Origin of the sequence: Natronobacterium texcoconense (assembly GCF_900104065.1) — an archaeon.
Taxonomy (GTDB): Archaea; Halobacteriota; Halobacteria; order Halobacteriales; family Natrialbaceae; genus Natronobacterium; species Natronobacterium texcoconense.
In genome coordinates, this window is the sequence record NZ_FNLC01000001.1 from 322,202 (window position 1) to 346,647 (window position 24,446).

Genomic DNA, 24,446 nt, shown 5'->3' on the forward strand with positions numbered 1-24,446 from the left:
GCCATGGTTCTTTGGCACGCTCTTCGTAGAGAGTGGTATGAGTGATATCGATGCGGAGTCGACGTCGGAAGAACGTCCGTCCCCGTCGGCGGCTGCGCTCGAGCAGCTCGTCGATCCGGTCGTCGCCGTCGCCGACGGTCGGGTTACGTACGCGAACGAGGCAGCACGGAAGGCGTTCGGCGTTCCCGACGAAGCCACGGAACCGGCCGAGTTCGTAGCGGGATGGGATGTGCTCGGGGAAGCGATCGACGAAACCACCGTTGGAACGGCTCGACGGGTCGAACTCCAGGGGTCCGAGTACGATGCACGGGTCCACCGTGACGACGACGGTGCGACGATCGTCTTCCGGTCGGACCGCGAGACCGAGGCGACGAGCGACCGCGTCGTCAAGGAACGAGCGATCAACGAGGCACCTGTCGGGATCACGATTTCGGACCCCGACCGCGAGGACAACCCGCTGGTCTACATCAACGACGCCTACCAGGAGATCACTGGCTACAGTTATGACGACGTCGTCGGCCGCAACTGCCGGCTCCTCCAGGGACCCGACTCCGACGAGGAGACGATCGCAGAGATGGCCGCCGCGATCGACGAGGATCGCCCGGTCACCGTCGAGATCAGGAACTACCGCAAGGACGGCACCGAGTTCTGGAACGAGGTGACGATCGCACCCGTCCGCAACGACGCGGGCGAAGTCACCAACTACGTCGGCTTCCAGAACGACATCACCGCGCGCAAAGAGGCCGAACTCGCACTCGAGCGCCGGACCGAAGAACTCGAGTACATCCTCGATCGCGTCGAGGGACTCGTCCAGGACGTCACGAGCGCAGTCGCTGGCTCGACCGACCGCGCGGAACTCGAGACGGTGGTCTGTGATCGGATCGCTGCGGAGGACGCCTACGAGGGCGCCTGGATCGGCGAACGCAATCCGGCGACCAGGACGATCGAGGTCCGGGCGAGTACAGGGGTCTCGCCCGACCCGATCGCGACCGACGCCGATCACCCGGCCGCGGCGACACTCCCGAACGAGGTCGTCGCCGTCGACACCGTCGACGGGACGACCCTGGCCTCGTTTCCGCTCTTCTACAACGATATCGAGTACGGCGTGTTGACCGTCCACGTCGACGGCGACCGCGAGGTCGACGACCGGGAGTCGGTCATCCTCTCGGCGCTCGCCCGGGCCGTCGCCAGCGGTATCAACGCCCGCGAAACCAGCCGCGTCCTCGAGACCGACGCCGTGGTCGCCGTCGAACTCGAGATCGAAGACGAGACCATCGCTCCGGTCGCTCTCTCGGCCGACACGGACTGTCGCTTCGAGTACCGACGGTCGGTTCACCGATCGGATGCCGGAACAGCCTCGTTGTTTTCCGTGACCGGCGACGTCGACGAACTCACCGACGCGGCTGCGGCCCGGGACGGCGTCGACTGTCGGGTGATCGTCGAGCGCGACGATGGGTGTCTGGTGGAACTCTCCGGGGAGGACGATCCCGTCAGTTGGCTCTCCGAGCGAGGCGTTCGAACGACCGCTATCGAAGTCGACGACGGAAGTGCAACCCTGTCGCTCGAGATTCCACGTTCGGCGAACGTTCGATCGATCGTCGAAACCGCCGCGGATCGGTACACACGGACCGACGTTCGCTCGTTCCAGCCGCGAGATCGCGACGGCCGAAGCCAACAGGAGTTCGCTGCCGTCCTCGAGAGCGAACTCACCGATCGCCAGTTCGCCGCGTTACAGCGGGCCTATCTCGGCGGCTACTTCGAGTGGCCTCGTCCGACGACCGGGGAGGAACTCGCTCAATCGATGGGCGTCTCGCGGCCGACGTTTCACGAGCACCTGCGATCGGCCGAGGAGAAACTCTGTCGGGCGTTTTTCGAGGACTGGTGAATCTTTCCCCTGGGAACCAGACCTTACTCACTGGCCCTGTCCTGTAGCCCCCCGTTAGCCGCTCGAACCGTGCCCGGCGTTTATATCTCCGGTCGTGATAGCCGGATCTATGCTCGAGTTCGCAACTCCGTTACAGGCTGGTGGCGGCTTCCTGTACTGGGCGATCGTGTTTTTCGTCCTGGCAATCATCGCGGCGGCCGTCGGCGCACGCGGCGTCGCCGGTATCTCGATGGAGATCGCTCGTATCTTCGTCCTGATCTTCATCGTGCTGGCGATCGTGGCGTTGCTGTTGTAGCCCGTGCAAGGCTGGTTACGAAATCGCATCACTTGCCACAGCCATCAGTTCCGGCCCATATTGCTGGTTGTGCGATCGGAGGACTGAGCCACCGATATAGTAGCTCCCGAGTACGTAACTGAAAGTGGTTTCGTGTAGTTGGCAATCTCTAACATGCTGGGGGCCGAAGATAATGGTGAGGCGTTACTATGACAGAACTCGGCGGTTTTCAGGACAACGTCGCCCGCATCGATCTCTCCGAGGGGTCCGTCGCCTACGAGTCGATCGACGAGGACGACGCAAAGAAGTATATCGGTGCCCGGGGACTCGGGGTAAAGTACGTCTTCGAACAGGGACCGGACGTGGATCCGCTCGGCCCCGACAATCTGCTTGCCTTCATGAACGGACCGCTGTCGGGCACGCAGGTCACCATGAGCGGCCGGATCGCGGTCTGTACGAAGTCGCCGCTGACCGGCACCGTCACCGACAGTCACCACGGTGGCTGGTCGGGCGCACGCCTGAAATGGGCAGGTTTCGACGGCCTGCTGTTCGAAGGTGAGGCCGACGACCCGGTCTACGCGGTCGTCGAGGACGGCGAGGTCGAACTGCGCGATGCTTCTCACGTATGGGGCAAGGGCGTCCACGAAGCCCGTGACACGCTCGAGGAGGAGGTAGACGGCTCCTACGGCAAGAACTTGAGCTTCATGGGGATCGGTCCCGGCGGCGAGAACGAGGTACGATACGCCTGCATCATGAACGAGGACGACCGTTCCTCGGGTCGTGGTGGGACGGGCTGTGTGATGGGGTCGAAGAACCTCAAGGCGGTCGTCGTCAAATCGAGCACGAAGATGCCCCAGCCCGCGGACAAGGAGACGTTCATGGAGGGCCACCAGCAGGCGATGCAGGCCATCCAGGAGTCGGAGGTTACCGCACCCAACGAGGGTGGGCTCTCGCAGTTCGGGACGAACGTCCTGATGAACATCACCGAGGAGATGTCCGGTCTTCCCACGCGAAACGGGAAGTACACCTCGACGCGGGACGCCCGCGAAGACGGCTTCGCCGACGACGAGTTCGACTCCGAGCAAGTCTCGGGCGAGAACGTCCGCGAGAACATCCTCGTCGACGAGCCGACCTGTCACTCCTGTCCGGTCGCCTGCAAGAAGGAGGTCGAGGTCCAGGCGATGCACAAGGGCGAGGAGATGAACGTTCGGATGGAATCCTACGAGTTCGAGTCGGCGTACGCACTCGGGCCCAACTCCGGGAATACCGAACGCGACGACGTCGCCGTGATGATCGACCGCTGTAACGACATGGGCGTCGACACCATCGACACGGGCAACATGATGGCGATGGCCATGGAGATGACTGAAGAGGGCAAACTCGAGGACGTCGGCGGGTTAGACTGGGGTGACACCGAGACCATGATCGACATGATCGAGAAGATCGCCCATCGCGAGGGCGAACTTGCGGATCTGCTCGCGGAGGGTGCTCGCCGGGTCGCCGACGAGATCGGTGCACACGACAACTCGCTGGCCGTCAAAGGCCAGACGATCGCTGCCTACGACCCACGCTGCATGAAGGGGATGGGTATCGGCTACGCGACCTCGAATCGCGGTGCCTGCCACCTGCGTGGCTACACTCCTGCCGCCGAAATCCTCGGTATTCCCGAGAAAGTCGATCCCTACGAGTGGGAGGGCAAAGGCGAACTCACCGCCGAATTCCAGGATCTGCACGCCATCAGCGACTCCTTCGACATCTGCAAGTTCAACGCCTTCGCGGAAGGCATCGAGGAGTACGTCATGCAGTACAACGGCATGACCGGCCGCGACGTCACCGAGGAAGAGCTAATGGAGGCCGGCGAACGCGTCTACAACTTAGAGCGGTACTACAACAACCTCGTCGGCTTCGACGGCGACGACGACTCGCTGCCCGAGCGGTTCCTCGAGGACGGCATCCCCGGGCAGGGCGCCAGTGAAGGCGAGTACTGCGAACTCGAGCAGATGAAAGACGAGTACTACGACTACCGCGGCTGGGTCGACGGCGTCGTCCCCGACGAGAAACTCGAGGCACTCGAGATCGAGATCGGTCCCGGAACGGGCGTCAGCAGCGACGGCGGTGCCGCTGCACCCTCGGACGACTGACGCGACGCTACGGGCCGCGGACTGGCGAGCGGGGTTTGCCCCGTGAGCGTTTATCAACAGCCGTAGTACAGCGACGATTCGAAACGCCGTCTCGTGGACAACGGAAGCCCTCGGTTTCTAGCCGGTAGCTATTTTCAGCATTGCTATAATTTTGGCTGCATGGGATTTGTAAACCAGTGGAAGGGTATTAACTGGAGCATCGTCAGGGACCCACACGATTTCTTGGCAGGGTACGATCAAACCAATTCGGCCGTCTTCCCAATTGCGTTCATGCTGGCGTCGTTCATCGCCGTCATGGTTCCGCTCGGGTCGCTCTCAGTCGTTCTCAATATTACAGCACCGGCCGACGCAGCCGTCGGTTTCGCTGCCTTTCTGTCAATCGGTATCGTGCTCTGGCTCATCGCCCTCGTCGAAGCCCTCCTGGTGCACGGTATCGCATATCTGGCCGGTGCACGCGGCCTGACTACCACGCTCGAGGCCTACGCGTTCCCGACACTCGTCCGATACGCAGTGTGGTGGATTCCGCTAGTCAATTTCGCGTTCGGACTGTATGGCCTCTACCTCCAGATGAAGGGATTGGCGTCGTTTCACGACATTCCGATGGAACGAGCCGTGGTAGCCGTCCTTTTCGTGCCGTTCCTGTACATAGTTCTGTTTATCGCCGTTTTCGTCGCTGCGTTCGCTTCTGGGATCTAATTCTCGAGCGGCACACCCGCCGCGGCGCTCGCGTTCGAACGTGTCGCGTAGTCGACGACGGTCTTTCCGACGCTCGAGTCGAACTCGAGCCACGCCGTGTTCGATGAACATAAATCGCTGTCATTCGTACCCCGTTCAGTATGATGGCTACGACCCACGTCTTCGTGGGCCTCGTTCTTGCCGCGGCCGTCGCAGCCACCGCGCCAGAATACGCCGGCTCTGTCGCGCTCGCCGCGATTCTCGGCGGCTTTTTTCCCGACCTCGACGTCTGTGCACAGCACCGCCAGACGCTGCACTTTCCGGTCTACTACTGGGTACTGGCCGTCCCATCGACGCTACTCGCCGTCCTCGCTCCGACGGCAGTGACCGTCGCGGTCGCCGTCTTCCTCCTGACGGCCGCCGCTCACGCGCTGTCCGACCACGTCGGCGGCGGTCTCGCAGCCCGCCCCTGGGAAGGTCGATCGCGACGCGCGGTCTACAGCCACTACCACGGCCGATGGCTCGAGCCGCGACGCTGGGTCGCCTACGACGGCTCGCCGGGCGACCTCGCGCTCGGCGCAGTGCTGTCGATTCCGGCGCTTTTCGTCTTCGATGGTGTCATCCGATCGATCGTGGTCGCGATGCTCGTCGTCTCGATCGGCTACGCGGTCTTCCGTCGATACTTCGCCGGCGTCGGCGAGCGAGTTCTCGAGGAGCCACGCTCCAGACACTCGGACGATTGAGTTGTAACGAAAACAGCCATCCCCCACCGGAAAGTGCTCGAGACGCCCGCTACGACGTCACCCGAGCAGTGCCGGTGTCGTACCGGTCGATCAGTCGCCGGCGATCGGGGCCGCCGAGCCGATGTTCGACTCGGTGTCGGGTCTGGTCAGCTCGAGTTCGACGCCGCCGTCGGCGACGGTGACAACGACGTCGTCGAACGCCGTACGGTACTCCGTGGCGTGTTTGCCGGACGTGTTGATGCGGACCTTCTCCTCGACGAGTCCAGCCTCGGTCAGTTTCTCGACCTTGCGGTAGGCAGTCGAGGTGGGAATGTCACACTGCTCGGAGAGTTCGGTTGCAGTCAGGGTTTCCTCGCTCGCGGCCTCGAGGATCTCCCGGCAGGCGTCGTCGTCCAGTGCACCGAGCACGCTCCCGAGATCGGCGGTTTCGTCTTCAGTCGGCCATCCTCGCATCGTTGGGTTCGTAGCGGACATCGTTCACTCTCTAGTAGCGGCGGAGCCCCCTCCAAATGAGTCCCAATAAATACAGGGTGCTTTATATAGGGTTGCGAATATCGGGCGAGTCGATGGTCGTACTCTGCGTTCTGTGCTAGCAGTTACCGTGGTTCGTTTCGACACCCCGCTGTTCGACGGCTCGGACCGAGGGTTTACGGGGGAGGGCTGCTCATCGATAGCCGTACTATGACTTCGGGGATCCGTGCCGAAATCAAGATCGACGATCCGCCGTCCTGCGTCGTCAGCGACGCCGCTGCCGACGCCAGCGGAACGGTCCACTCGGTCTCGAAGAGCGCCGACCCCGCCGCGCCCGAACGCGTCACCGAGGAGTTCCTGCTCGAACCCGACGATCCCGACGACGAACCGGACCTCGAGCGCGTCGAACTGACGGAGATCTTCTCCTACGGCTCGAGTTCCACCTACCGGTTCGGTCGCGACCTCGGCCGGGGCTGTCCCTGCGAGGTCGTCGAGGGGTTCGACTGTCCGGTCGTCGACGTGCGCGCGAAGGGGTCGTCGCTGTACATCACCTTCCACGCGCCGGACATGCAGGGGCTCCAGGCGATCATCGGCGAACTGCAACAGCAGTGCGAGACGATCGACGTCCAGCGGCTGCTCCAGTCCCAGCAGGACCACTCCGAGCAGAACCTCGTCTTCGTCGACCGAAGCACGCTGACCGCACGGCAACTCGAGGTGCTCGAGACGGCCCACCGGATGGGCTACTTCGAGCATCCGAAGCGAGCGAACGCCGGCGAGGTCGCCGACGAACTGGGAATCACGAGCACGACGTTCACCGAACACCTCGCCGCAGCACAGACGAAGATTCTGGACGCGATCCTCGACCACGACGGGGGCGGATAACTCGTGGTTCAAGAAGCCTTCGGGAACTACTGGGTTCCGGAACCGAACCGCAATCCTATATATAATGGATGCACAGCTATGAACGTAGCCAACGCACGTCTCTATCGAGCTACCGAGCGAGAACGAACACGATCCCCGATATGAGCAGATACGAATTCACCTGCCCGGAGTGTGGGCAAGAGATCGAGGTCAACGAGTCGATGCAGGAGGCCACGTTGACACACGGCTGTCCCGTCTGTGGCTCCGACGTTACGGCGGCGGATTTCGCCGAGAAACAACAGCCGAACTAACGACGGCGAACGCTGCCCCCTTCGGTCTCCGTCTCAGTCCGGGCGAAGAATGTCGTCGTCCGTCCCTATCCCTCGCGGTCGACGACCGTGCGCCGTCCCTCGAGTGTCTCCGGCGCGAGGCGGTAGAGTTCGATGTTGAGGTCTTTTTTCGCCTGGGCCCAGATTTCGAACAGCGGCCGTTGTGCGTCGCCGTACTGGGCGATCTGGTCGGGCGTCAGTTCCGCTGGCGGAATGTTCTCCAGCGTCCCCGTGGCGACCACGCTCCGGTAGGTCGACCCGGAATCGTCGTAGATGACGAGCCGGCTCTCGGGCGTCGAATCGAGAAATTCGCGTTTCTCGCTTTCGGGTGTCGAGACGAGTCGCATGTAGAAGCTCTGATTCTCTTCGTCGTAGCCGTACGAGATCGGAATAGAGTAGGGCTCGTTCTCTCGCGCCAGCGAGAGGACGCCGGTCTCGTGACAACTCAGAAAGTCGTCGATCTCCGCGTCGGTCATTTCGGTCTCTTGGTCGATGGCCATCGTCTCGGTGCTTTCCTCAAGGTGAAACACGTTCTTTATAGTTTTGACCCTTCCCGAACGGCTTCGGTCCTCGATACTAACGGAACGTAATCGGCGACAGCCGCTCCACGCGTCGTTTCAGACGGACGACTGTGAGTCGTTTCCGTCCCGACTGCGGGCCGTTCTGTGGTCGGGCCGGTAGATCGTCTCACACGGTTTACTGTAAGTCATTTCCGGCGCAACCGCTGCACGGATCGCGGTTGCGCCGGTACATCGTTACAGCAATCCGTATCAATCGTCGCTGGCTGCCGGACCGTCCCTGATTCCGATGAGAACCGGTTCACGGATCTCGAGTGCCGTCTCGAACTCCGCTTCCCGATCGGTCCGGCGACCGATCCGCAGGAGTTGTTCCTCGTGGGCGCGCCTGACCGCGGAGCGTTCGCGTGTGTCGAACCCCGCTTTCTCGCCGACCCTCTCCCAGTGGCCCCATTCGACCAGAAACGCCTCGACGGTCGTCGACTCGTCGTCTCCTTCACCCTCGACGACGTCGACCTGTTCGTACTCGCGACGGTACCGTTGCAGTTGCGACTCGAGGACGTCCTGTGCCCGATCGACCAGCACGGGTAACTTGCTCGGCGGGACGCTCGCTTTCGCCGCCGTGAGCACGAGTACCTGCCCCTCGATCGGTTGTGCGGCCATCTTATCCACCCGCTCGCATCGCTTTCCGTGCGAAGTCCTCGACGAGTTCCTCGAGCGCCTCCTCCTCGCCCTCGAAGACGACGGTGACCTCTGTCAGCGACAGCGAGGGGCCGATATCGACGCTCTCGCTCGAGAGCGTCGCCGACCACGTTCCGTCCGGTCCGTCGACGGTGTCGTCGTCGACCTGCTCGCCGCCCAGGTTCGTCAGGTACCGGATCGCAAGCCGTTCGGATATACCACGGAAGGATCGCTCGACGCGGGTCGTCATACTGGCTGTTCGGCCGCCGGAAGTAAATTCGTTCCCACAGTCAGGCGAGACCAAAACTCGCGAAAATCGTACGAAACGCCACGACCGCGAGGACGCCGCCACAGAGTGCAAGCAGGATGCTCGCCGTTCGCCACATGACGAGCAAGACGACGCCGGCTGCCGCCCACTCCGCCGGTCCGCCGGCCACGAGTTCCGGCCCAAGTACTGCGATCACGATCGCCCCGGGCAACACCGAGAGCCCGGCCTCTAAGCGATCGCTCACTTCGATCCGCCGGACCAGCCAGATTCCACCGACTTTCGCGAGAACTGTGACGGCGGCCATCGCCAGGACGACGGCGACGACGACGGGATCGAGTCCGAAGACGTCGACGTTATCGATCATACCGAATCACCTCGACGGCGGCGGCGACGAGGCCGCCCAGCAGGATGTACCACCGGCCGGGAAGATACTGGGACGTGACGACGGCAGTTCCGAACGCGACGACCCACGGCACGAGCGACGGCTTCCCCTCCCAGAGTTCCGCCGCGAGCGCGACGAAGACGGCGACGAGTATGAAGTCGGCACCGTACTGGGTCGGATCACCGACGACGCCGCCGGCGACGACCCCGAGGATCGTCGATCCGACCCAGAAGACCCAGATCGCGATACCGCTGCCCAGCAGGAAGGCCCCGCGGCCGTTGCCAGCCTTCAGATCGCGCATCGTCAGCGCCCAGTTCTCGTCGGCCATGAAGAAGAGACTGCCGTAGACTTTCGTCCCGGAGAGACGCTCGAACCACGGCTGGAGCGCTGCTCCCATCAGCGAGTACCGCAAGTTGATCGCGAACACGGTGGCGACGATCGTCGCGACCGGGATCGGATCGGCCCAGAGTTCGATCGCGACGATCTGTGACGCACCGGCCAGAACGACGCCGCTCATCAGTGCTGCTTCGGCGACGCTCAGCCCGGCCTGGTTCGCGAGAACGCCGAACGCGATCCCGTACCCGCCCACGCCGAGCGCGACCGGCAGACAGGTGAGAAAGCCAGACCGAACGCCGTCCCACTCGAACGTAACTGCGTCCGTCTCCGGCGCTGCTCGCTCCTCGAGCGTGTCGTCTCCGTCGAGATCGGCTCCCATCGGTGCTACTTCCCTCTCGGGGTTTCGAACCGTAAAGCGCTCTCGAAACGGACGACACGTTCCTCCCACTCTCGACGAGCAGACTCCGAACGCTCAGCGACAGCCGCCGGCAACCGGCGGAAATACGGAGATAACGTCTCCGTCCTCGAGAGTCGTGCCGGTGCCGTCCATGTGGATCACGTCGCGACCGTTCTTCAGGACGCTCAGTTGCGGACGGATCGTTCCGTTCTCGAGCAACTGCCCCTCGAGCCCATCGTACTCGTTCTCGAGAGCGACGAGCACGTCACCGACGGTCGCATTCTCGGAAAACTCGCGGCTCCGTTCTTTCTGGCCGACGGCGTCCCGGTAGGTCGCAAAGAATCGCAGATCGATCTCCATAGCTGGTTCTCGTCGCGTATCGACATAATACGGACGGTCAGACGACGACCTACACTGCCGTCGCTGTCGGCGGTGCCGTATACGACACCGACTCGACGTCGGCGCTCTCGAGTGCGTCGTCGATTTCGCTGGCACCGGCTTCGGTTGCCCGCCGTTCGTCGTCGGCCTCGACGGTCACCGTGACCGTGAACGCAACGCTGATCGTGTGTGGATCGAACGGTGCCGTCGGTGGCTCGTACACCTCGGCGTCGGTCACCGCCCAGTCGGTGATCGCTCCCTCGTCGGCGAGCGTCTCGAGGGTCGTTTCCAGTTGCGTCGTCGCCTCGGTACGAGCAGTCGTGTCGCTTCCCGCCTGGAGCGTCACGAGCGCGGTTCCATCCCGCGAGACGGCGAACTCCATATTCATACCGGTGGCTCTCGCCGAGAGGGTTTGAACCCTTGGGAGCGTTCCGACGGAGTTCTGGGAATCTGTCGTACGCACTGTCTTGCACGCGAGTGTCGGCTATCGGCTTATCGCCCTCGAACGTTGACAGCCATTCGGAGGAAATATGACCCGCAATATCCGACGGACACGGCGACAGCTACTTGGCGTTGCTGGTGCGACGGCGTCGGCGATGCTCGTCGCCGGCTGTGCCGACGAACCAGAGGAAGAGGAAGAGAACGGCATCGAGCCCGAAGACGAAGACCCCGCCGACGAACCCGGTGAGGAAGAAGACGACCCCGAAGCCGAGGAAGGAACCGGAAACGGACAGGACATGGAAGACGAGGACGAAGACGAAGACGACTGACCGGGTCACCGACGTTCGACGACCACGCGGTCTCCCGTCGGTTCATACGGTTTACTGTAGTCCCTTACCGCCGATCGCCGACCCGCTCTGGCGATCGTCGGTAAATAGTTACAGCAATCCGTATCACCCCTCGGTCGAGGATCCGTGTAAACGGCGACCTACAGGAACGATCGGACTGCGTACGGCCATCCTTCTCGTAGACACGTCCCCCTACAGTGCTCGAGGTGGATAGTCGGTGTTCCCTATCGCTTCGTATCCGCACTACCTCGAGAGCAACAGCTGGACAGTTTCCACTCACGCGTTTGGCCGCCGAAAACGCCGTCAGGTTACACGTCGACGTACTGGTCGACCCACTCCTGACGGCGCTGGAGCGCTCGTCGCCCTTTCGGGGTGAGCGCGTAGTAGTTCGTCCGCCGGTCTAACTGGCCTTTCTCGACGAGGTCTTTCTCGACGAGCGTGTCGAGATTCGGATACAACCGGCCGTGTGTCACCGGCTGGTCGATGTAGCGATTGATGTCGTCGAGAATCTCCTGTCCGGACGGTCGATCTTTTCCTGCGATGACGTACAGCAAGTCACGCTGGAACCCGGTTAGTTCGTCCATGGATCACTCTCTGAGTATCGACGTTCATCGATTCGTGGCTTTGTTATAGAGCTGATACGATCGCATCGATAGCCCGAACGCGCTACATAGGCCGAGAACGTCCTCCCTGGGACGATCGAAGGCGGATCGAACCGTGACGCGACGTTTTTCACGGACTGCGTTCTACGGCCGATATGACCGACGAACTCGCCTGGGAGACGCAGGATCGTCGAGTAGCCTACACGTGTCCGGGTTTCGACGTCGTTAACGAATCCGTTCACCTGCCCGACGGTACCGAAACCGAGTTCGACTACGTCTCGGAACCGGAGAGCGTCTGCATCCTGCCGTTTACGCCCGACGGCGACGTCGTCTGCATCGAGGAGTGGCGACAGGCCGTCTCCCGCGTCAGCCGCGGCCTCCCCGTTGGCGGCACCGAACCCGACGACGCCAATAGAGAGGCCGCCGCACGCCGGGAACTCGCCGAGGAGACCGGCCACGAGGCCGAAGCGATCGAACCACTGGTGACCGTCGAACCGGCAAACGGACTCGCAGACTCGGTCATGCACTTCTTCGTCGCCCGTGGCTGTCGACCGACCGCCGACCAGAACCTCGATCACAACGAGAGTATTCGCGTCCGGACACGTCCCTTCGAGAACCTGCTCGAGGACATCCGCGCCGGCGAAATCCGCGACGGACGGGCGGTACTCGCCGTGTCGTACTATCGGCTGCTCGAGGATCACTGATACGGTTTACTGTAAGTCATTTTCGGTGCAACCACACCCCGAACAGCGGTTGCACCGGTAAATCGTTACAGCAATCCGTATGAGGCGGCGGCCTCGAGAAAACCGGCGTTCGGTCGCCGTTCGTTCCAGAAACGCGAGCGGTCGGCAGGATGGCAGCCGATCGCGTTACGTTCACACGACTCAGCTCAGCACGCCGATCGAGAGCTGATCGTCGTCTTCGTCCTCGTCGAGGTCGTTCTCGTCGTTCATTTCGTCGTCTTCGTCCATTTCGTCGTTCATCTCGTCGTCTTCATCGACGTCGTCGTCAGGGATCTCCTCGAGTTCCTGAATGTCGTCGAGAGTGATCGTATCGGCGTTCACGTTGTCGATCGAGATTGCGGTGGCTGAGGCCTGGGAGACGGTTTCGGTCTCGGTGTCGGCTTCGTCGTTCTCGTCATCGGTGACGTCGTCCTCTTCTTCATCGTTCAGCGCGTCGTTTTCGTCGTCCTCGTTGTTCACCGCCTCGTCGTCTTCCGCGACGTCGTTTTCGTCAGCAACGTCGTTCTCATCGTCCTCCTCGTCGGCTTCCTGGAGTTCGTCGACCGTCATCGAGTCGATCGAGATCGACTCCACGTCGAACTGTTCGATCGTGAGCTCACCGATCTCCTGGGTGACTGCCTCGTCGTTCTCTTCGTCGACAACGACGCCGTTCTCCTCTTCGTCAGCTTCGTCGTTCTCGTCCTCGTCAGCGGCATCGTTCTCCTCTTCGTCAGCGGCGTCGTCGTTATCGTCATCGTCGAACAGTCCCTCGAAGAAGTCGCCGATCTGATCGAGGATACCGTCGTCGCCGACCTCGAGGTCCTGGATCGTCATCTGCTCGACATCCATCGTCTGGATGGTGAGTTCCTCGACGGTGAGTTCGTCAGCGTCCTCGTCGATCAGGTCCTGATCGTCAGCTTCGTCGTTCTCCTCCTCGTCGTCAACGCCGTTCTCTTCGTCCTCGTCGGCCTCGTCAGCTTCGTCGTTCTCCTCCTCGTCGTTAACGTCGTTCTCATCGGCTTCGTCCATCTCGTCATCTTCGTCTATTTGGTCGTCCTCGTCGAGTTCGAGGTCCTCGAAGGAGACGTTCTCGAATTCGAGCTCCTCGAACTCGACGTTCGAGAAGGTCACGTCCTGTGCAGTGTCGAGGTCTTCAGCCTCGTCGTTCTCGTCATCCTCGTCGTTCATCGCCTCGTCGTCTTCCGCTTCATCGTCAGCGACATCGTTCTCTTCATCCTCTTCCTCTTCTTCGATCTCCTCTTCGAGGTCTTCAGCGTCCATCTCGAGCTCGTCGACGTTCAGCTCCTCGATCGTGGCGTCGTCGATCGTCACGTCGTCGAGTTCGAGCGTCTCTACCTGTACGTTCTCGAGTGTTGCGCTCATGTCTCCGGCGTCGTCGGTCGCACTGGCGCTCGAGGTTGCTCCGGCGAGGGCGGGTCCTCCCGAGAGTACAACCATCAGTGCGACGAAAACGACACCGAGTTTCTGTGGTCGTGAAACCATGCGCTCCGACTTACAGCCGTTTCCCGGCTAAAACGAAGAGACTGTTACAGGATTATCTCGCCGATTCGCCACAACCTCCCGGAGAAACGCACAGTTGGAAACCGCGACCGCGTAGCTAATCGTGGGTTCATACTCTCCGGATCGATGAGTGTCGGTATTACCGACGAGAACGCCGAAACCGTCCCGAATCGGCATTGTGCTTGCGGTCGCCGCTGTATTATCGCATCGCCACTGGAACGAGGTTTTACCGGTGTTTACGCTCGGGGGCTTCCCCAGCGGGTGGCGCTCGAGACGGGCTGGAATCGAGTACCATCGGTAGTGTCATGCGTCCATCGCCGCCTGATCGCACAGCTACGGAGCAGAGTGGTACCGCTAGCTTCGGTCGCCGCGCTGACCCCGAGAGCGGTACTGGACGTGATCGCTCTAGCGGAGGCCCACACGTCGTGGTGGTCACTCGAGGGCAGCGACGGGTGCGAAAAAGAAACCGGGATGTCGACGGTCAGCGACCGCGCGGATTAGCCGAGGATGCCGATCGACAGTTCGTTGTCGTCGTCATCCTCGTCGTCGAGTTCGTCGTCTTCGTCTTCAGCGTCGTCTAGGCCTTCCGCGTCACCGATGGTGAACGATTCGGCGGTCGCGTCACCGATGTCGATCGACGTCGCGGATGCCTCGGAGATAGTCTCCTCGTCGACGTCGTTCTCGTCATCGTAGTCGTTCTCGTCGTCCATCTCGTCGTCAGCAGCGTCGTCGTTCATCTCGTCATCGTCATCGAACACGCTGGTGTCGTCGTCATCGTTCTCGTCTTCGTCGTCGGCGAGGTCGTCATCTTCCTCGTTCATCTCGTCGTCATCGTCCAGCGCGTCGTCCTCGTCGTCAGCGAGGTCGTCATCGTCCTCGTCGACTTCGTCGACGGACTCGACGGTCATCGAGTCGACCGTGATTTCGTCGACGTCGAACTGCTCGATGGTGAGTTCGTCGATGTGCTGTTCCTCGACGTCTTCGTCATCCATCTCGTCGTCGTCCTCGAGTGCGTCGTCTTCGTCGTCAGCGACGTCGTTCTCGTCATCGTCGTTCATCTCGTCGTCATCGTCCAGCGCGTCGTCTTCGTCGTCGGCGACGTCGTTGTCATCGTCGTCGAGGGCGTCATCCTCGTCGTCCATCTCGTCTTCGTCGTCGGCGAGGTCGTCATCTTCCTCGTCGACCTCGTCGTCCTCGATGGTCAGTTCGTCGATAGTGAGCTGATCGACGTCCATGGACTCGATGGTGAGTTCCTCGACGGTGAGTTCGTCAGCGTCCTCGTCGATCAGGTCGTGTTCGTCGTTCTCGTCGTCGTAGTCGTTCTCGTCAGCAGCATCGTCATCGACGCCATCGTCGTTCATCTCGTCGTCATCGTCCAGCGCGTCGTCTTCGTCGTCGGCGACGTCGTTGTCGTCAGCGACGTCGTTGTCCAGCTCGTCGTCATCCATCTCGTCCTCGTCGAGGTCGAGGTCCTCGACCGTCACGTCTTCGAGTTCGAGGTGCTCGATCTCGATGTCGGAGAACATCACTTCTTCGCCGTCGGCGACGTCGTTGTCGTCGTTAACGTCGTTTTCGTCATCGACGCCGTTGTCCTCGTCGTCAGCGGCGTCGTTTTCGTCATCGTCGAGTGCATCGTCGTCATCGACGCCGTTGTCCTCGTCGTCAACGACGTCGTTCTCTTCCTCATCGACGAGCTCCTGAAGCTCGTCCTCGTCAGCGTCGAGCTCATCGACGTTTAGCTCCTCTATCGTCGCGTTCTCGACCGTCACGCTGTCGAGTTCGAGTGTCTCTACGTCTGTGTCTTCGAGTGTTGCGCCCATGTCTCCAGTGTCATCCGATGCAACTGCCGCGCCTACCAGGGCCGGACCCGATAGGGCTACTGTCAGTGCGATCAAGACGACACCGAGCGTCTGTGGTCGTGAAACCATGCAGGAGGATTTACCGTTCGTATCACGGGTAAAACGGAGCGACTGTTACGAGATTGTCCCCAGCACAATTTCTGGTAGAAGTTCGGCACTGAACCGTAACCTCGTTTTCATTTCCTCCGAACTGATGACTATCATCGGAGTCGACGTATAGACGGTCTGTCGAGGGGAATTCCCCTTCTGCTTGCCGCTGCCGTCGCGTATCTATCTTACGGAGAACGGAACCCTTACCGCCGTGGTCGCTAATAGTCGGTCGATGCGCGAGTGCTTCGAACTCAGGGACGCCGACGCTGGTGGCCGGATCGGTGAGCTCACCGTCCCGAGAGCCGAAACGACGGTCGAAACGCCTGCTCTCCTGCCGGTGATCAACCCGAATCTCGACACGATCAGTCCCCGCCGACTCGCCGAAGAGTTCGGTGCCGAGATTCTCATCACTAATTCCTACATCATCCACGGCACCGAGGACGTCCGTGAGCAGGCACTCGAGGAGGGACTCCACGAGATGCTGGAGTTCCCGGGTGCGATCATGACCGACTCCGGCTCTTTTCAGCTCTCCGAGTACGGTGACATCGACGTCACGACCGAGGAAATCCTCGAGTTCCAGCACGCGATCGGGTCGGACATCGGAACGCCCGTCGACATCCCGACGCCGCCGGACGTCTCCCGCGAGCGCGCGGAAGACGAACTCGCGACCACCCAGGAACGACTCGAGGTCGCCGAAGACGTCGAGACCGGCGATATGCTCGTCACCGCGCCGGTCCAGGGGTCGACCTACCCCGACCTGCGCGAGGAGGCGGGCCGGCACGCCGACGCGACCGACCTCGACGTCTTCCCTGTCGGCGCGGTCGTTCCGCTGATGAACGACTATCGGTACGACGATATGGTCGATGCCGTCGCCGCCGCAAAGCGCGGGCTCGGCGCCGATGCGCCGGTCCACCTCTTCGGTGCCGGCCACCCCATGATGTTCGCGCTCGGCGTCGCGATGGGCTGTGACCTGTTCGACTCCGCCGCGTACGCTCTCTACGCCCGCGACGACCGCTATCTGACGGTTCGAGGCACACGCCAGCTCGAGGACCTCGAGTACTTCCCGTGTTCCTGTCCGGTCTGTACGAGCAACTCGCCCGACGACATCCGCGCACTACCCGATCGGGAGCGCGAGGAGGAACTCGCGGCCCACAACCTCCACGTCACCTTCGCCGAGATCCGCCGGATCAAGCAGGCGATCCGCGCCGGCAACCTGCTGGAACTCGTCGAGCAACGCGCCCGCGCACACCCGACGATGCTCGACGGCTACCGGACGCTGCTCGATCACGCCGCACAACTCGAGGGGTCCGACCCCGTCTCGAAGGGCGCGTTCTTCTACACCTCTCACGAGAGCGCGCGCCGACCCGAAGTTCTGCGCCACCACCAGCGCCTCGACCGACTCGAGACGCCGGAGTCGCTGTTCCTGACGGAAGGCGAACCTGCTCGCGGCGACGAGTTCGACGACTCCTGGCGCGTCGAGCCACCGTTCGGTCCGTTCCCGCGGTCGCTCTCGAAGAGCTACCCGCTCACTGCGGAGGTTCCCGAACGGACGGATCGCGCGGCACTCGAGGCGGCCGCCGAAGGCATCTGCCGACTCGTCGAGGCCAACCCTGGGATGGACGTGGCGCTCGGTCACCGCGACTGGCCGTCCGAGGTGCTCGCGTTGCTTCCGGACGAGGTCGAACTGATCGACCTAACTGTCGCGTAGAGAACCAGAACAGCAAAGGGACGGGGGTACCCCCGTAGTGACATGCTCGACGGTGACATGCTCGGTACAGCGTCGCTCGTTCTTGCGGGCATCGTAATAGTCCTGAGTCTCATCCTGATCGTCCTCGTCGCCTCGTGGTTCGTGGGACAACTCCGTGGCGGGTCGGAAGAACGCAGCGAATCCTACGAACGCCACCGCGAGGCGCAGGCTCGCGATCCGCCGGTCGAGATCGGTGACGTTCACGAGGCAGGCGTCATCGACTTCTCGGATCACCACTCCGGTGACCGCCAGGCCGTCTGCAAGATTCAGGGGTTCGTCGTCTTCGTCGAAGACCTTCCTGGCGACCTCGAGGTCGGCGATGTCGTTCGGTTCAGAGTCCTCTCGTTCAACCGCGGTCATACGTCGGCGACGGGGAAATTCATCGAACGTGCGTAGGATCGTTTCAGAGCCCCATCACTACCCGAAGAACGATCCCGAGCAGGATGACCAGTATACCCGAAACCGTCGCGATCGGCGGAATCGGGACGAAAAGCAGGACGATGCCGGCGAGGATGACGACGGTCGAGAGTCGGACCATATCCGTACTCGACCACGCGGGTCGACGTATGCGTGTGGCCAGCATTGTGCGATCGGCAATCGCCACCGGCGCGTGATCGACGACGAACCACGACCGACAGCCTCTTTCGCTCGCCACCACCCATATCGGGTATGACCGACTACTTCGAAGTTCACGAGCGCGACGGGGCCGCTCGAGTCGGCGAGTTGCGACTCGCCGACACCTGGACGACGCCCGCGCTCGTCGACGACCTCCTCGAGGACGCGGGGTCGCTCTGGTCGAGCGACCGTGAGGTTCCCGAGGGCGACGAGTCGAAACTCACCGTTCTTCCCCACCGGTCGTTCCCCGGTGGGACTGCCGACGAGGTCCAGGAGTCGTTCGCGGTCGACTATCCCGACGTCGACTACCCGAGCGTTGCAGTCATCTCGAGTGAGAACGCCACTGACCACGGAACGGACGCCTACGCCGTCTCGGACGTCCAGTCGACCACGGGACACGGCGCGGCGCTCGTCGAGGCCGTCGTGAACGTCCGAGAGGAAATCCCCGCCGACACCGCCCTCCTCTTCTCGGGGGTCGCGACGCCGCGTAACGTCGCTCTGCTCGCCTACGCCGGCGTCGATCTGTTCGACGCGACCGCAGCCGTCGTGAAAGGGACCGAAGGGCGCTATCTCACCACGGACGAGGCCTACTTCCTCGAGGATCTCGAGGAACTCCCTTGCTCCTGTCCGGCCTGCCAGCAACCTCGCGAGGAGTTCACCCGCGAGGACTGTGCCGAACACAACCGCCACGCGCTCGAGGCTGAACTCGGCATCGTCCGCCGACGCATCCGTGACGGCCGCCTGCGGGACTATCTCGAAGGCCAGGCCCGCCACGACCAGTGGCTCACCGCAGCGATGCGCGAACTCGACACACAGTGGGGCTACCTCGAGGAACGGACGCCCATCCTCCGGGACGCCCAGATTTCGGCGGCGACCGAGGACACCCTGCGCCGCGTCGAGATCCAGCGGTTCGCAGACCGCGTCACGACGCGGTACCGCAACCGCTTCCAGAACCCGCTCGTGCTCGTCCCCTGTTCGGCGACCAAACCCTACAGCGAGTCCCAGAGCCACCGCCAGTTCCACGACGTCATCCAGTGGCGCGGCCACGTCGTCTCGATGACCAGTCCGATCGGCGTCGTTCCACAGGAACTCGAGACCACGTATCCGGCCCAGCACTACGACACCGTCGTCACCGGCCGCTGGTCCGAAGACGAGAAAGAGTTCGTCGCCGAGGTGCTCAGACGGTACCTCGAGCGCAACGCCGACACCTACCCGTACGTCGTCGCACACGTTCCCGACGAAGGCTACCGCGACATCGTCGAACGGGTCGAAGAGTCGTGGGACGGCAACGAGGATCTCGACGTCACCTACACCGTTCCCGAAGGTGGCCACCCGACCGACGACGAATCCCTCTCGAACCTCGGCGAGGCGCTGTCGGGCGAACTCAAGTACTCCAAGCGCGAGCGCGAGCACAACACCGTCCGCGCCATCGCGGACTACCTGCTCGGCGACGGCGCAGGAAATGAACTCTTCGCGGACATCCAGACGACGAGTCGCTACCCCAAGATCCAGATCCGGGACCGCGAAGATACCCAACTCGCGACGATGGTGCCCCAGTACGGAACGCTGTCGTTCACGCTCGAGGGAGCCCGCCGCTGGGTCGACAGCGACGCTCCGGTCAAACGCGTCGAAATCGACGGCTTCGTTCCCCACGGCAGCGTGCTCGCGCCGGGCGTCGTCGACGCTGACGAAGACATTCGAGTAGGCGACGAGGTCGTCGTCGAGGGACCGAATGCCTTCGCCGTTGGCCGAGCCGAGATGTTCGGCCACGAGATGGCCGAGAGCACGCGCGGCGTCGCCTGCGAGGTCCGCCACGTCGAAGAGAAGTGACCGCTCTGTGGCCCCCTAATCGCTCTTTCAAGCGTCTGAGGCGGCTGTCAATCCCATATTCGGACTGGTCGCAGTTCGCGATATACTGTCAAACAGCGAATCTGTTTTATATCTATTCGCGGCGTACAGTACTCGATGACTCCAATTCATTCGATTTCGACCGGTGGTGAAATGCCCGAATACACTCTCGAGCGTGGCTGGAAAACCCTCGCGATCGCCGGTGGCGTGGTCGGCCTGCTCGGTATCCTCGCGATCGCGTTCCCGCTCGTAACCGGGCTCTCGGTAGCGTTCGCGCTCGGAGCGGTGCTCGTCGTCAGTGGAATCGTCCACGCTGCACACGCGTTCACGGCCCGTGGCTGGAACGGCCGCCTCTGGCAGGTCGTACTCGCCGCCGTCTCGGTCGTTGCCGGCCTGCTTTTGCTGGCGAACCCGATCGTCGCGCTCGCGAGTCTGACGCTGCTCGTGATCGCGTACCTGCTTGTCGACGCCGTTGCAGAACTGTGGATGGCGATGCGGATGGCCGGCCAGCCCGGTCGGGCATCGATCGCCGCGAGTGGCCTGCTCTCGCTGGTCCTCGCCGGCCTCCTCTGGAGCGGCTTCCCCGCTGATGCAGCCTGGGCCGTCGGCCTGCTCGTTGGTGTCAGCCTCTTCGTGACCGGCCTCTCGATGGCGTTCGTCGCCATTAGTGGTCGGTCCGTCGGCGAAACGGAACAGCCCATGACCGAGCCACGCAAGGCCTGAACGCCAGGTCTCGTAGCATTCCCGTCCAGCGATCGGTTTCTGTAGTCAGGTCGAGTACAGAGACGGTCGTCGTCCGATATCGCATTCGACCTTCGAAGCCAGTGACCGCTCAGTTCGGGGTATGAATCCCTGTACCTGTTACGGCGCTGCTGCAAACGGCAGGCCCGCTTTCGATCCCGGTGGAGTCCGAGACCGAACTGGCAGTCGACCGCAGGGATCGTCGTCGAAAACGACTGCCGACGGAAGTCCGTCGAACCCATTAAATAAAGGGTACCCATCCATCCACGGTCGGGGCGTCTATTCAAGTACAAGAGGTCAACTGATCATGTCCACTACTACTCGAAACAGACTCGAAAGCCGGTATGCAGGAATCACCCTCGATGGACGCCCCCACGCGCTGACGGCGTGGTTCGTCGTCGCACTGCGGTTCGTGATGGGCGGAATGATACTGTTCGCGGGACTGGGGAAGTTCGCGTTCGTTAGCGGGGAGCCGTTCGACGCGAGCGGCTTCCTGGTCCACGGCGTCGATCCAGCCAGCCCAGTCAGCGGACTCTACGCTGCGATGGCGGGCAACGCCGCGTTGATCGAGGTCATCAACGTAATCGTCCCGGCCACGCAGGTGCTGATCGGCATCGCGCTGATCGCAGGTGCGTTCGTTCGCCTGGCTGCCCTTGGTGGAGCCATGCAGATGATCATGTTCTACCTCGGTGGCTGGGAAGGACAGTGGCTCGCGCTGTTCGACTCGACGCTGATCTACGCGGTCGTCTTCCTGGCGCTGGGCGCACTCGCCGCGGGCCGCATCGCCGGACTCGACCGCTACATCGAACAGATCGATGTCGGTGGACAGCCACTGGTCGAGCGGTACCCGAAACTCCAGTACCTCCTCGGCTAACGCGAAACACCCCTTCTACTTCTGCCGAGACGTTCGAACACAGTTTCCGGTTCGATCCGTCTATCCCTGCTAAAACCTTCGTCGAAGGGAAGACGACGATCGACAGACGTCGGCTCTATGTCGAAAAGGTCTCTCTATCGTAACAACTGCAACTTTAGCGAAGGAAGAACAAATATCTCGGACGACGCGGCCCTCTACCCGCCGAAACGTACTAACACTCGCAACGGTAGAAATCGCTTCTCTGTTCTCGGCAGATCCGTCGCGCAAATCGTCGAGGGCTTCAACAGGGTCGACCGGACGTCATCCTCGCCGAGACTGGTCGACCGTCACTCACCGAGTACCGAATCGAAGAACTTCCGTTCTGCCGTTCGGAGATGCTGATTGAACGTCGCCGGCGAAATCCCGAGTCGCTCGGCGATCTCCTCGCCCGTGCTCTCGCGCGGCCAGTCGAAGTAGCCCGCGAAGTAAGCAGTCTCGAGTGCTGCCCGTTGCTTGTCGGTGAGATCTTCCTCGAGCACGGAGAGTGGGCTCGAGCCGTTCGAGACGCTCCGTTCGGCCGTTCGCTGTGCGAGGTAGGACGCGTCCGGGCGTTGCTCTTTGATGAGTTCGATTAGCTGGCGCGTGTCTCTGCCGCGTGGTAATTCGACGACGAACCGGAATTCGCCGTCCTCGATCGTGGCCGATTCGACGCGGCCGCCGTGGGTCGCGACCGTCTCGAACAGGGAGACGGCAACGGGCGAGACCAGTTCGAACTCGAACCCGTTGCGTCTGATCGAAAGAAACCGAACGTCGTCGATTCCGTCAGTGTCTTCGATCGTCTCCCGGAACGTCTCCTCGGAGACGTTTCGTGCCGAGCCATACGCCAGCAGGGTCTCGTCTCCGGGAACGAGTTGCTCGAACTCGATCGCACACGACTCCGCTGCCGACAGTTCGACGAGTTCCTCCGCCATCTCGTCCATCCGGAACTCGAGTTCGACGACGGCGTCGCTGACCAGAGCGTCGCGTCGCTCGATAGCAGTAATCGCATGGGCCATGACGTCGCCGATCCGCGAGAGAATCGTCGTCTCCGTCTCTGTGAACACATCCGTCGACGACGCGTAGATGCCGAGAACGCCGTAGACGAGGTCCTCGTGAACGATCGGGATCGCAGCGATGGAGCGATATCCTCGCTCTCGGGCTTCCTCGTGCCAGGGCTCGAGTTGTTCGTCCGTCTGAATGTTGTTCGAGACCTGAACGTCGCCGGTTCGGATCGCGGTGCCGCCCGGCCCGTGACCGGTCGGTTCGTCCGCGTCCATGCTGATCTCGACGTCCTCGAGGTATCCGTCTTCGATGCCGGCAGCGGCCTTCGGGACGATCTCGTTACTCCCGGGATTGACCCCGCCGATCCACGCGAATCGGTAGGCGTCCGGTTCGGCGAGCCGATCACAGACCTGCTGTTCGAGTTCGGCCCGCGTCTCCGTCGTGATGACCGCGTGCGTGATGTCGTGAACGATCCGGTTGAGCCGGTTGATGGTCTCGAGTTGCTCGCGCTGGCGGCGCTGCTCTCGTTCCTGACGCGCACGCTCGATCGCGTGGTGAATCGTCCGGACCAGCAACTCGCTCGTCACTTCGTCTTTGACCAGGAAGTCCTGTGCTCCTTGCTGAATCGCCTTGACGCCGACTCCCTGGTCTCTGACGCCGGTCAACACGACGATCGGCGTCGCGTCGGTTTCCGCGTTGGCCGCCTCGAGCGTATCCAGTCCCGCACTGTCGGGCAGGTTCAGGTCGAGCAACACCACGTCGATCGGTTCGTTCTCGAGGGTCTCGAGGCCGTTTTCGAGCCGGTTCTCGCGGCTAATCTCTGGTGTTCGTCTCGTCTCTTCGGCTGGATCGATTCGCTGGGCGAGTTCTTCGGCGCCCTCGAGCATCTCCTCGATCAGCCGTGCATCGCCGGGGTTGTCCTCGATCAGGAGGATCTCGAGCGTTCCGGTGTCGTCGACCGTGTTATCGTCGGTTTCGACGTCCTCTCCGCCTCCAGTCTGTGTATTCTGATCGTTCATTGTTCGTCGACCTCCGGGGGCAGACGGACGACCGTAAACCAGAACGTCTCGAACGCACGGATCGTCTCGATGAACTCGTCCGGATCGACGGGCTTCGTCAGATAGGCGTTTGCGTGTAGTTCGTACGATCTGGCGATGTCCTCTTCGGTCTGTGAACTGGTCAGGACGATCACCGGGATCGACCGCAGTTCCGGATCGTCCTTGAGCTCCCTGAGTACTTCCTCTCCGTTGGTCCGTGGCAGGTTAAGATCCAGCAAGACGAGATCCGGGCGCGGTGCGTCCTCGTACTCGCCTCGCTGAGTGAGAAAGTCGAGCGCCTCGGCGCCGTCCGAGACGACGTGAAGATCGTTCTCGATTCGCCCCTGTTCGAACGCTTCCTTGGTCAGGCGAACGTCGCCGGGATTGTCCTCGACTAACAGGATCTGTGCTGGCTCGGGTCGAACTGTCTCTGGTTCGGTCATCGTCTCGCTTGAAATTCCGTCGTCGTCTGGCCGTTCTGTTCAGTGTTCGTTCTCGAGAGCACCGTCTTCACACTGGAAGTCGAACCACAACGCGATCCGCTGGCGCGTCGCTCGAGCGGTCGACGACGGTGAACGAACCCGATTCCGTGCCCTGAATTCTTCTCGACAGCGAGGAAACGATCGACCAGTTGGCAGCCCCGATC

28 protein-coding genes are annotated in these 24,446 nt (G+C 62.2%); 14 read left to right on the forward strand and 14 right to left on the reverse strand.

Annotated elements, in window-relative coordinates:
• Window positions 1-37 precede the first annotated feature (37 nt).
• The 5 genes from BLR35_RS01675 to BLR35_RS01695 all read left to right on the forward strand — a co-directional run bounded on the left by BLR35_RS01675 (window position 38) and on the right by BLR35_RS01695 (window position 5,718).
• A complete protein-coding gene (locus tag BLR35_RS01675) occupies window positions 38-1,885 on the forward strand; it encodes a bacterio-opsin activator domain-containing protein (protein WP_090376405.1) in 1,848 nt (615 codons plus the stop codon).
• 109 nt (window positions 1,886-1,994) lie between these two features.
• A complete protein-coding gene (locus BLR35_RS01680; RefSeq protein ID WP_090376408.1) occupies window positions 1,995-2,180 on the forward strand; it encodes a DUF1328 family protein in 186 nt (61 codons plus the stop codon).
• Between the two features lie 188 nt (window positions 2,181-2,368).
• A complete protein-coding gene (locus tag BLR35_RS01685; protein ID WP_090376411.1) occupies window positions 2,369-4,300 on the forward strand; it encodes an aldehyde ferredoxin oxidoreductase family protein in 1,932 nt (643 codons plus the stop codon).
• Between the two features lie 159 nt (window positions 4,301-4,459).
• Window positions 4,460-4,996 (forward strand): YIP1 family protein, encoded by a 537-nt coding sequence (locus tag BLR35_RS01690; RefSeq protein WP_139169224.1) that lies wholly within the window; start codon window positions 4,460-4,462, stop codon window positions 4,994-4,996.
• Between the two features lie 140 nt (window positions 4,997-5,136).
• Window positions 5,137-5,718, forward strand: coding sequence for a hypothetical protein (locus BLR35_RS01695; protein ID WP_090376418.1), 582 nt, complete (start codon window positions 5,137-5,139; stop codon window positions 5,716-5,718).
• Window positions 5,719-5,808: 90 nt separating this feature from the next.
• Here the strand turns inward: BLR35_RS01695 and BLR35_RS01700 are convergent, their stop codons facing one another.
• Complete coding sequence (locus BLR35_RS01700; protein WP_090376421.1) at window positions 5,809-6,192, reverse strand: winged helix-turn-helix domain-containing protein; 384 nt, start codon at window positions 6,190-6,192, stop codon at window positions 5,809-5,811.
• 207 nt (window positions 6,193-6,399) lie between these two features.
• Here BLR35_RS01700 and BLR35_RS01705 point away from each other — a divergent pair, with 207 nt between their 5' ends.
• Together BLR35_RS01705 and BLR35_RS01710 are read left to right on the forward strand one after the other, a co-directional pair.
• On the forward strand, window positions 6,400-7,071 hold the full coding sequence (locus BLR35_RS01705; protein ID WP_090376424.1) for a helix-turn-helix domain-containing protein: 672 nt from the start codon (window positions 6,400-6,402) through the stop codon (window positions 7,069-7,071).
• A gap of 140 nt (window positions 7,072-7,211) precedes the next feature.
• On the forward strand, window positions 7,212-7,361 hold the full coding sequence (locus BLR35_RS01710) for a DUF7560 family zinc ribbon protein (RefSeq protein ID WP_090376427.1): 150 nt from the start codon (window positions 7,212-7,214) through the stop codon (window positions 7,359-7,361).
• 65 nt (window positions 7,362-7,426) lie between these two features.
• Here BLR35_RS01710 and BLR35_RS01715 read toward each other — a convergent pair whose 3' ends face one another.
• The 7 genes from BLR35_RS01715 to BLR35_RS01745 form a co-directional block, all read right to left on the reverse strand.
• On the reverse strand, window positions 7,427-7,879 hold the full coding sequence (locus BLR35_RS01715) for a pyridoxamine 5'-phosphate oxidase family protein (protein ID WP_090376430.1): 453 nt from the start codon (window positions 7,877-7,879) through the stop codon (window positions 7,427-7,429).
• Between the two features lie 270 nt (window positions 7,880-8,149).
• The gene (locus tag BLR35_RS01720; RefSeq protein ID WP_090376433.1) at window positions 8,150-8,557 is read right to left on the reverse strand and encodes a DUF8048 family protein; all 408 of its coding nucleotides are present in this window, start codon (window positions 8,555-8,557) and stop codon (window positions 8,150-8,152) included.
• A 1-nt stretch (window position 8,558) separates the two neighbouring features.
• Window positions 8,559-8,825 carry a MoaD-like domain-containing protein gene (locus BLR35_RS01725; protein WP_090376436.1) on the reverse strand — a complete coding sequence of 89 codons (267 nt, stop codon included), beginning with the start codon at window positions 8,823-8,825 and terminating at the stop codon, window positions 8,559-8,561.
• Between the two features lie 40 nt (window positions 8,826-8,865).
• On the reverse strand, window positions 8,866-9,207 hold the full coding sequence (locus BLR35_RS01730) for an AzlD family protein (protein ID WP_090376439.1): 342 nt from the start codon (window positions 9,205-9,207) through the stop codon (window positions 8,866-8,868).
• Window positions 9,197-9,940 (reverse strand): AzlC family ABC transporter permease, encoded by a 744-nt coding sequence (locus BLR35_RS01735; protein ID WP_090376441.1) that lies wholly within the window; start codon window positions 9,938-9,940, stop codon window positions 9,197-9,199. The genes BLR35_RS01730 and BLR35_RS01735 overlap by 11 nt, the downstream gene beginning before the upstream one ends.
• A 93-nt stretch (window positions 9,941-10,033) precedes the next feature.
• Window positions 10,034-10,318 (reverse strand): ubiquitin-like small modifier protein 1, encoded by a 285-nt coding sequence (locus BLR35_RS01740; RefSeq protein ID WP_090376443.1) that lies wholly within the window; start codon window positions 10,316-10,318, stop codon window positions 10,034-10,036.
• Between the two features lie 49 nt (window positions 10,319-10,367).
• Window positions 10,368-10,724, reverse strand: a complete 357-nt coding sequence (locus tag BLR35_RS01745) for a hypothetical protein (protein ID WP_090376444.1) — start codon at window positions 10,722-10,724, stop codon at window positions 10,368-10,370.
• 142 nt (window positions 10,725-10,866) lie between these two features.
• Here BLR35_RS01745 and BLR35_RS01750 point away from each other — a divergent pair, with 142 nt between their 5' ends.
• Window positions 10,867-11,106, forward strand: coding sequence for a hypothetical protein (locus BLR35_RS01750; protein WP_090376447.1), 240 nt, complete (start codon window positions 10,867-10,869; stop codon window positions 11,104-11,106).
• A 326-nt stretch (window positions 11,107-11,432) separates the two neighbouring features.
• Here the strand turns inward: BLR35_RS01750 and BLR35_RS01755 are convergent, their stop codons facing one another.
• Window positions 11,433-11,708: a PadR family transcriptional regulator gene (locus BLR35_RS01755; RefSeq protein ID WP_090376449.1), complete on the reverse strand. Its 276-nt coding sequence runs from the start codon at window positions 11,706-11,708 to the stop codon at window positions 11,433-11,435.
• Between the two features lie 173 nt (window positions 11,709-11,881).
• On the opposite strand from BLR35_RS01755, the gene BLR35_RS01760 reads away from it, so the two are divergent.
• Window positions 11,882-12,430, forward strand: a complete 549-nt coding sequence (locus BLR35_RS01760) for an NUDIX hydrolase (RefSeq protein ID WP_090376452.1) — start codon at window positions 11,882-11,884, stop codon at window positions 12,428-12,430.
• Window positions 12,431-12,610: 180 nt separating this feature from the next.
• Here BLR35_RS01760 and BLR35_RS01765 read toward each other — a convergent pair whose 3' ends face one another.
• Window positions 12,611-13,951, reverse strand: coding sequence for a hypothetical protein (locus BLR35_RS01765; protein WP_090376455.1), 1,341 nt, complete (start codon window positions 13,949-13,951; stop codon window positions 12,611-12,613).
• Between the two features lie 515 nt (window positions 13,952-14,466).
• Complete coding sequence (locus tag BLR35_RS20495) at window positions 14,467-15,897, reverse strand: hypothetical protein (RefSeq protein WP_170830942.1); 1,431 nt, start codon at window positions 15,895-15,897, stop codon at window positions 14,467-14,469.
• A gap of 253 nt (window positions 15,898-16,150) precedes the next feature.
• Here BLR35_RS20495 and tgtA point away from each other — a divergent pair, with 253 nt between their 5' ends.
• Together tgtA and BLR35_RS01780 are read left to right on the forward strand one after the other, a co-directional pair.
• Window positions 16,151-17,626, forward strand: coding sequence for a tRNA guanosine(15) transglycosylase TgtA (gene tgtA, locus BLR35_RS01775; RefSeq protein WP_090376458.1), 1,476 nt, complete (start codon window positions 16,151-16,153; stop codon window positions 17,624-17,626).
• Window positions 17,627-17,683: 57 nt separating this feature from the next.
• Complete coding sequence (locus BLR35_RS01780) at window positions 17,684-18,061, forward strand: TRAM domain-containing protein (RefSeq protein WP_090379594.1); 378 nt, start codon at window positions 17,684-17,686, stop codon at window positions 18,059-18,061.
• 7 nt (window positions 18,062-18,068) lie between these two features.
• Here BLR35_RS01780 and BLR35_RS01785 read toward each other — a convergent pair whose 3' ends face one another.
• Complete coding sequence (locus BLR35_RS01785) at window positions 18,069-18,203, reverse strand: transporter (protein ID WP_090376461.1); 135 nt, start codon at window positions 18,201-18,203, stop codon at window positions 18,069-18,071.
• Between the two features lie 131 nt (window positions 18,204-18,334).
• Between BLR35_RS01785 and arcS the strand changes: the two genes are divergently transcribed.
• The 3 genes from arcS (at window position 18,335) to BLR35_RS01800 (ending at window position 21,743) form a co-directional block, all read left to right on the forward strand.
• On the forward strand, window positions 18,335-20,110 hold the full coding sequence (gene arcS / locus BLR35_RS01790; protein ID WP_090376464.1) for an archaeosine synthase subunit alpha: 1,776 nt from the start codon (window positions 18,335-18,337) through the stop codon (window positions 20,108-20,110).
• A gap of 135 nt (window positions 20,111-20,245) precedes the next feature.
• A complete protein-coding gene (locus tag BLR35_RS01795; protein ID WP_090376467.1) occupies window positions 20,246-20,851 on the forward strand; it encodes an HdeD family acid-resistance protein in 606 nt (201 codons plus the stop codon).
• A 325-nt stretch (window positions 20,852-21,176) separates the two neighbouring features.
• On the forward strand, window positions 21,177-21,743 hold the full coding sequence (locus BLR35_RS01800; RefSeq protein WP_090376470.1) for a DoxX family protein: 567 nt from the start codon (window positions 21,177-21,179) through the stop codon (window positions 21,741-21,743).
• A 326-nt stretch (window positions 21,744-22,069) separates the two neighbouring features.
• Here the strand turns inward: BLR35_RS01800 and BLR35_RS01805 are convergent, their stop codons facing one another.
• The gene (locus tag BLR35_RS01805; protein WP_090376474.1) at window positions 22,070-23,782 is read right to left on the reverse strand and encodes a bacterio-opsin activator domain-containing protein; all 1,713 of its coding nucleotides are present in this window, start codon (window positions 23,780-23,782) and stop codon (window positions 22,070-22,072) included.
• On the reverse strand, window positions 23,779-24,243 hold the full coding sequence (locus BLR35_RS01810) for a response regulator (protein ID WP_090376477.1): 465 nt from the start codon (window positions 24,241-24,243) through the stop codon (window positions 23,779-23,781). The genes BLR35_RS01805 and BLR35_RS01810 overlap by 4 nt, the downstream gene beginning before the upstream one ends.
• Window positions 24,244-24,446 lie beyond the last annotated feature (203 nt).

Coding starts and splice junctions, on each gene's coding strand:
- BLR35_RS01765 (WP_090376455.1), bottom strand. CDS start 13,951: ATGGTTTCACGACCACAGAAACTCGGTGTCGTTTTCGTCGCACTGATG.
- BLR35_RS01720 (WP_090376433.1), bottom strand. CDS start 8,557: ATGGCCGCACAACCGATCGAGGGGCAGGTACTCGTGCTCACGGCGGCG.
- BLR35_RS01710 (WP_090376427.1), top strand. CDS start 7,212: ATGAGCAGATACGAATTCACCTGCCCGGAGTGTGGGCAAGAGATCGAG.
- BLR35_RS01700 (WP_090376421.1), bottom strand. CDS start 6,192: ATGTCCGCTACGAACCCAACGATGCGAGGATGGCCGACTGAAGACGAA.
- BLR35_RS01680 (WP_090376408.1), top strand. CDS start 1,995: ATGCTCGAGTTCGCAACTCCGTTACAGGCTGGTGGCGGCTTCCTGTAC.
- BLR35_RS01760 (WP_090376452.1), top strand. CDS start 11,882: ATGACCGACGAACTCGCCTGGGAGACGCAGGATCGTCGAGTAGCCTAC.
- BLR35_RS01755 (WP_090376449.1), bottom strand. CDS start 11,708: ATGGACGAACTAACCGGGTTCCAGCGTGACTTGCTGTACGTCATCGCA.
- BLR35_RS01800 (WP_090376470.1), top strand. CDS start 21,177: ATGTCCACTACTACTCGAAACAGACTCGAAAGCCGGTATGCAGGAATC.
- BLR35_RS01795 (WP_090376467.1), top strand. CDS start 20,246: ATGACTCCAATTCATTCGATTTCGACCGGTGGTGAAATGCCCGAATAC.
- BLR35_RS01730 (WP_090376439.1), bottom strand. CDS start 9,207: ATGATCGATAACGTCGACGTCTTCGGACTCGATCCCGTCGTCGTCGCC.
- BLR35_RS01715 (WP_090376430.1), bottom strand. CDS start 7,879: ATGGCCATCGACCAAGAGACCGAAATGACCGACGCGGAGATCGACGAC.
- BLR35_RS01690 (WP_139169224.1), top strand. CDS start 4,460: ATGGGATTTGTAAACCAGTGGAAGGGTATTAACTGGAGCATCGTCAGG.
- BLR35_RS01745 (WP_090376444.1), bottom strand. CDS start 10,724: ATGAATATGGAGTTCGCCGTCTCGCGGGATGGAACCGCGCTCGTGACG.
- tgtA (WP_090376458.1), top strand. CDS start 16,151: ATGCGCGAGTGCTTCGAACTCAGGGACGCCGACGCTGGTGGCCGGATC.
- BLR35_RS01785 (WP_090376461.1), bottom strand. CDS start 18,203: ATGGTCCGACTCTCGACCGTCGTCATCCTCGCCGGCATCGTCCTGCTT.
- BLR35_RS01735 (WP_090376441.1), bottom strand. CDS start 9,940: ATGGGAGCCGATCTCGACGGAGACGACACGCTCGAGGAGCGAGCAGCG.
- BLR35_RS01725 (WP_090376436.1), bottom strand. CDS start 8,825: ATGACGACCCGCGTCGAGCGATCCTTCCGTGGTATATCCGAACGGCTT.
- BLR35_RS01705 (WP_090376424.1), top strand. CDS start 6,400: ATGACTTCGGGGATCCGTGCCGAAATCAAGATCGACGATCCGCCGTCC.
- BLR35_RS01695 (WP_090376418.1), top strand. CDS start 5,137: ATGATGGCTACGACCCACGTCTTCGTGGGCCTCGTTCTTGCCGCGGCC.
- BLR35_RS01780 (WP_090379594.1), top strand. CDS start 17,684: ATGCTCGGTACAGCGTCGCTCGTTCTTGCGGGCATCGTAATAGTCCTG.
- BLR35_RS01740 (WP_090376443.1), bottom strand. CDS start 10,318: ATGGAGATCGATCTGCGATTCTTTGCGACCTACCGGGACGCCGTCGGC.
- BLR35_RS01805 (WP_090376474.1), bottom strand. CDS start 23,782: ATGAACGATCAGAATACACAGACTGGAGGCGGAGAGGACGTCGAAACC.
- BLR35_RS20495 (WP_170830942.1), bottom strand. CDS start 15,897: ATGGTTTCACGACCACAGACGCTCGGTGTCGTCTTGATCGCACTGACA.
- BLR35_RS01685 (WP_090376411.1), top strand. CDS start 2,369: ATGACAGAACTCGGCGGTTTTCAGGACAACGTCGCCCGCATCGATCTC.
- BLR35_RS01675 (WP_090376405.1), top strand. CDS start 38: ATGAGTGATATCGATGCGGAGTCGACGTCGGAAGAACGTCCGTCCCCG.
- BLR35_RS01750 (WP_090376447.1), top strand. CDS start 10,867: ATGACCCGCAATATCCGACGGACACGGCGACAGCTACTTGGCGTTGCT.
- arcS (WP_090376464.1), top strand. CDS start 18,335: ATGACCGACTACTTCGAAGTTCACGAGCGCGACGGGGCCGCTCGAGTC.
- BLR35_RS01810 (WP_090376477.1), bottom strand. CDS start 24,243: ATGACCGAACCAGAGACAGTTCGACCCGAGCCAGCACAGATCCTGTTA.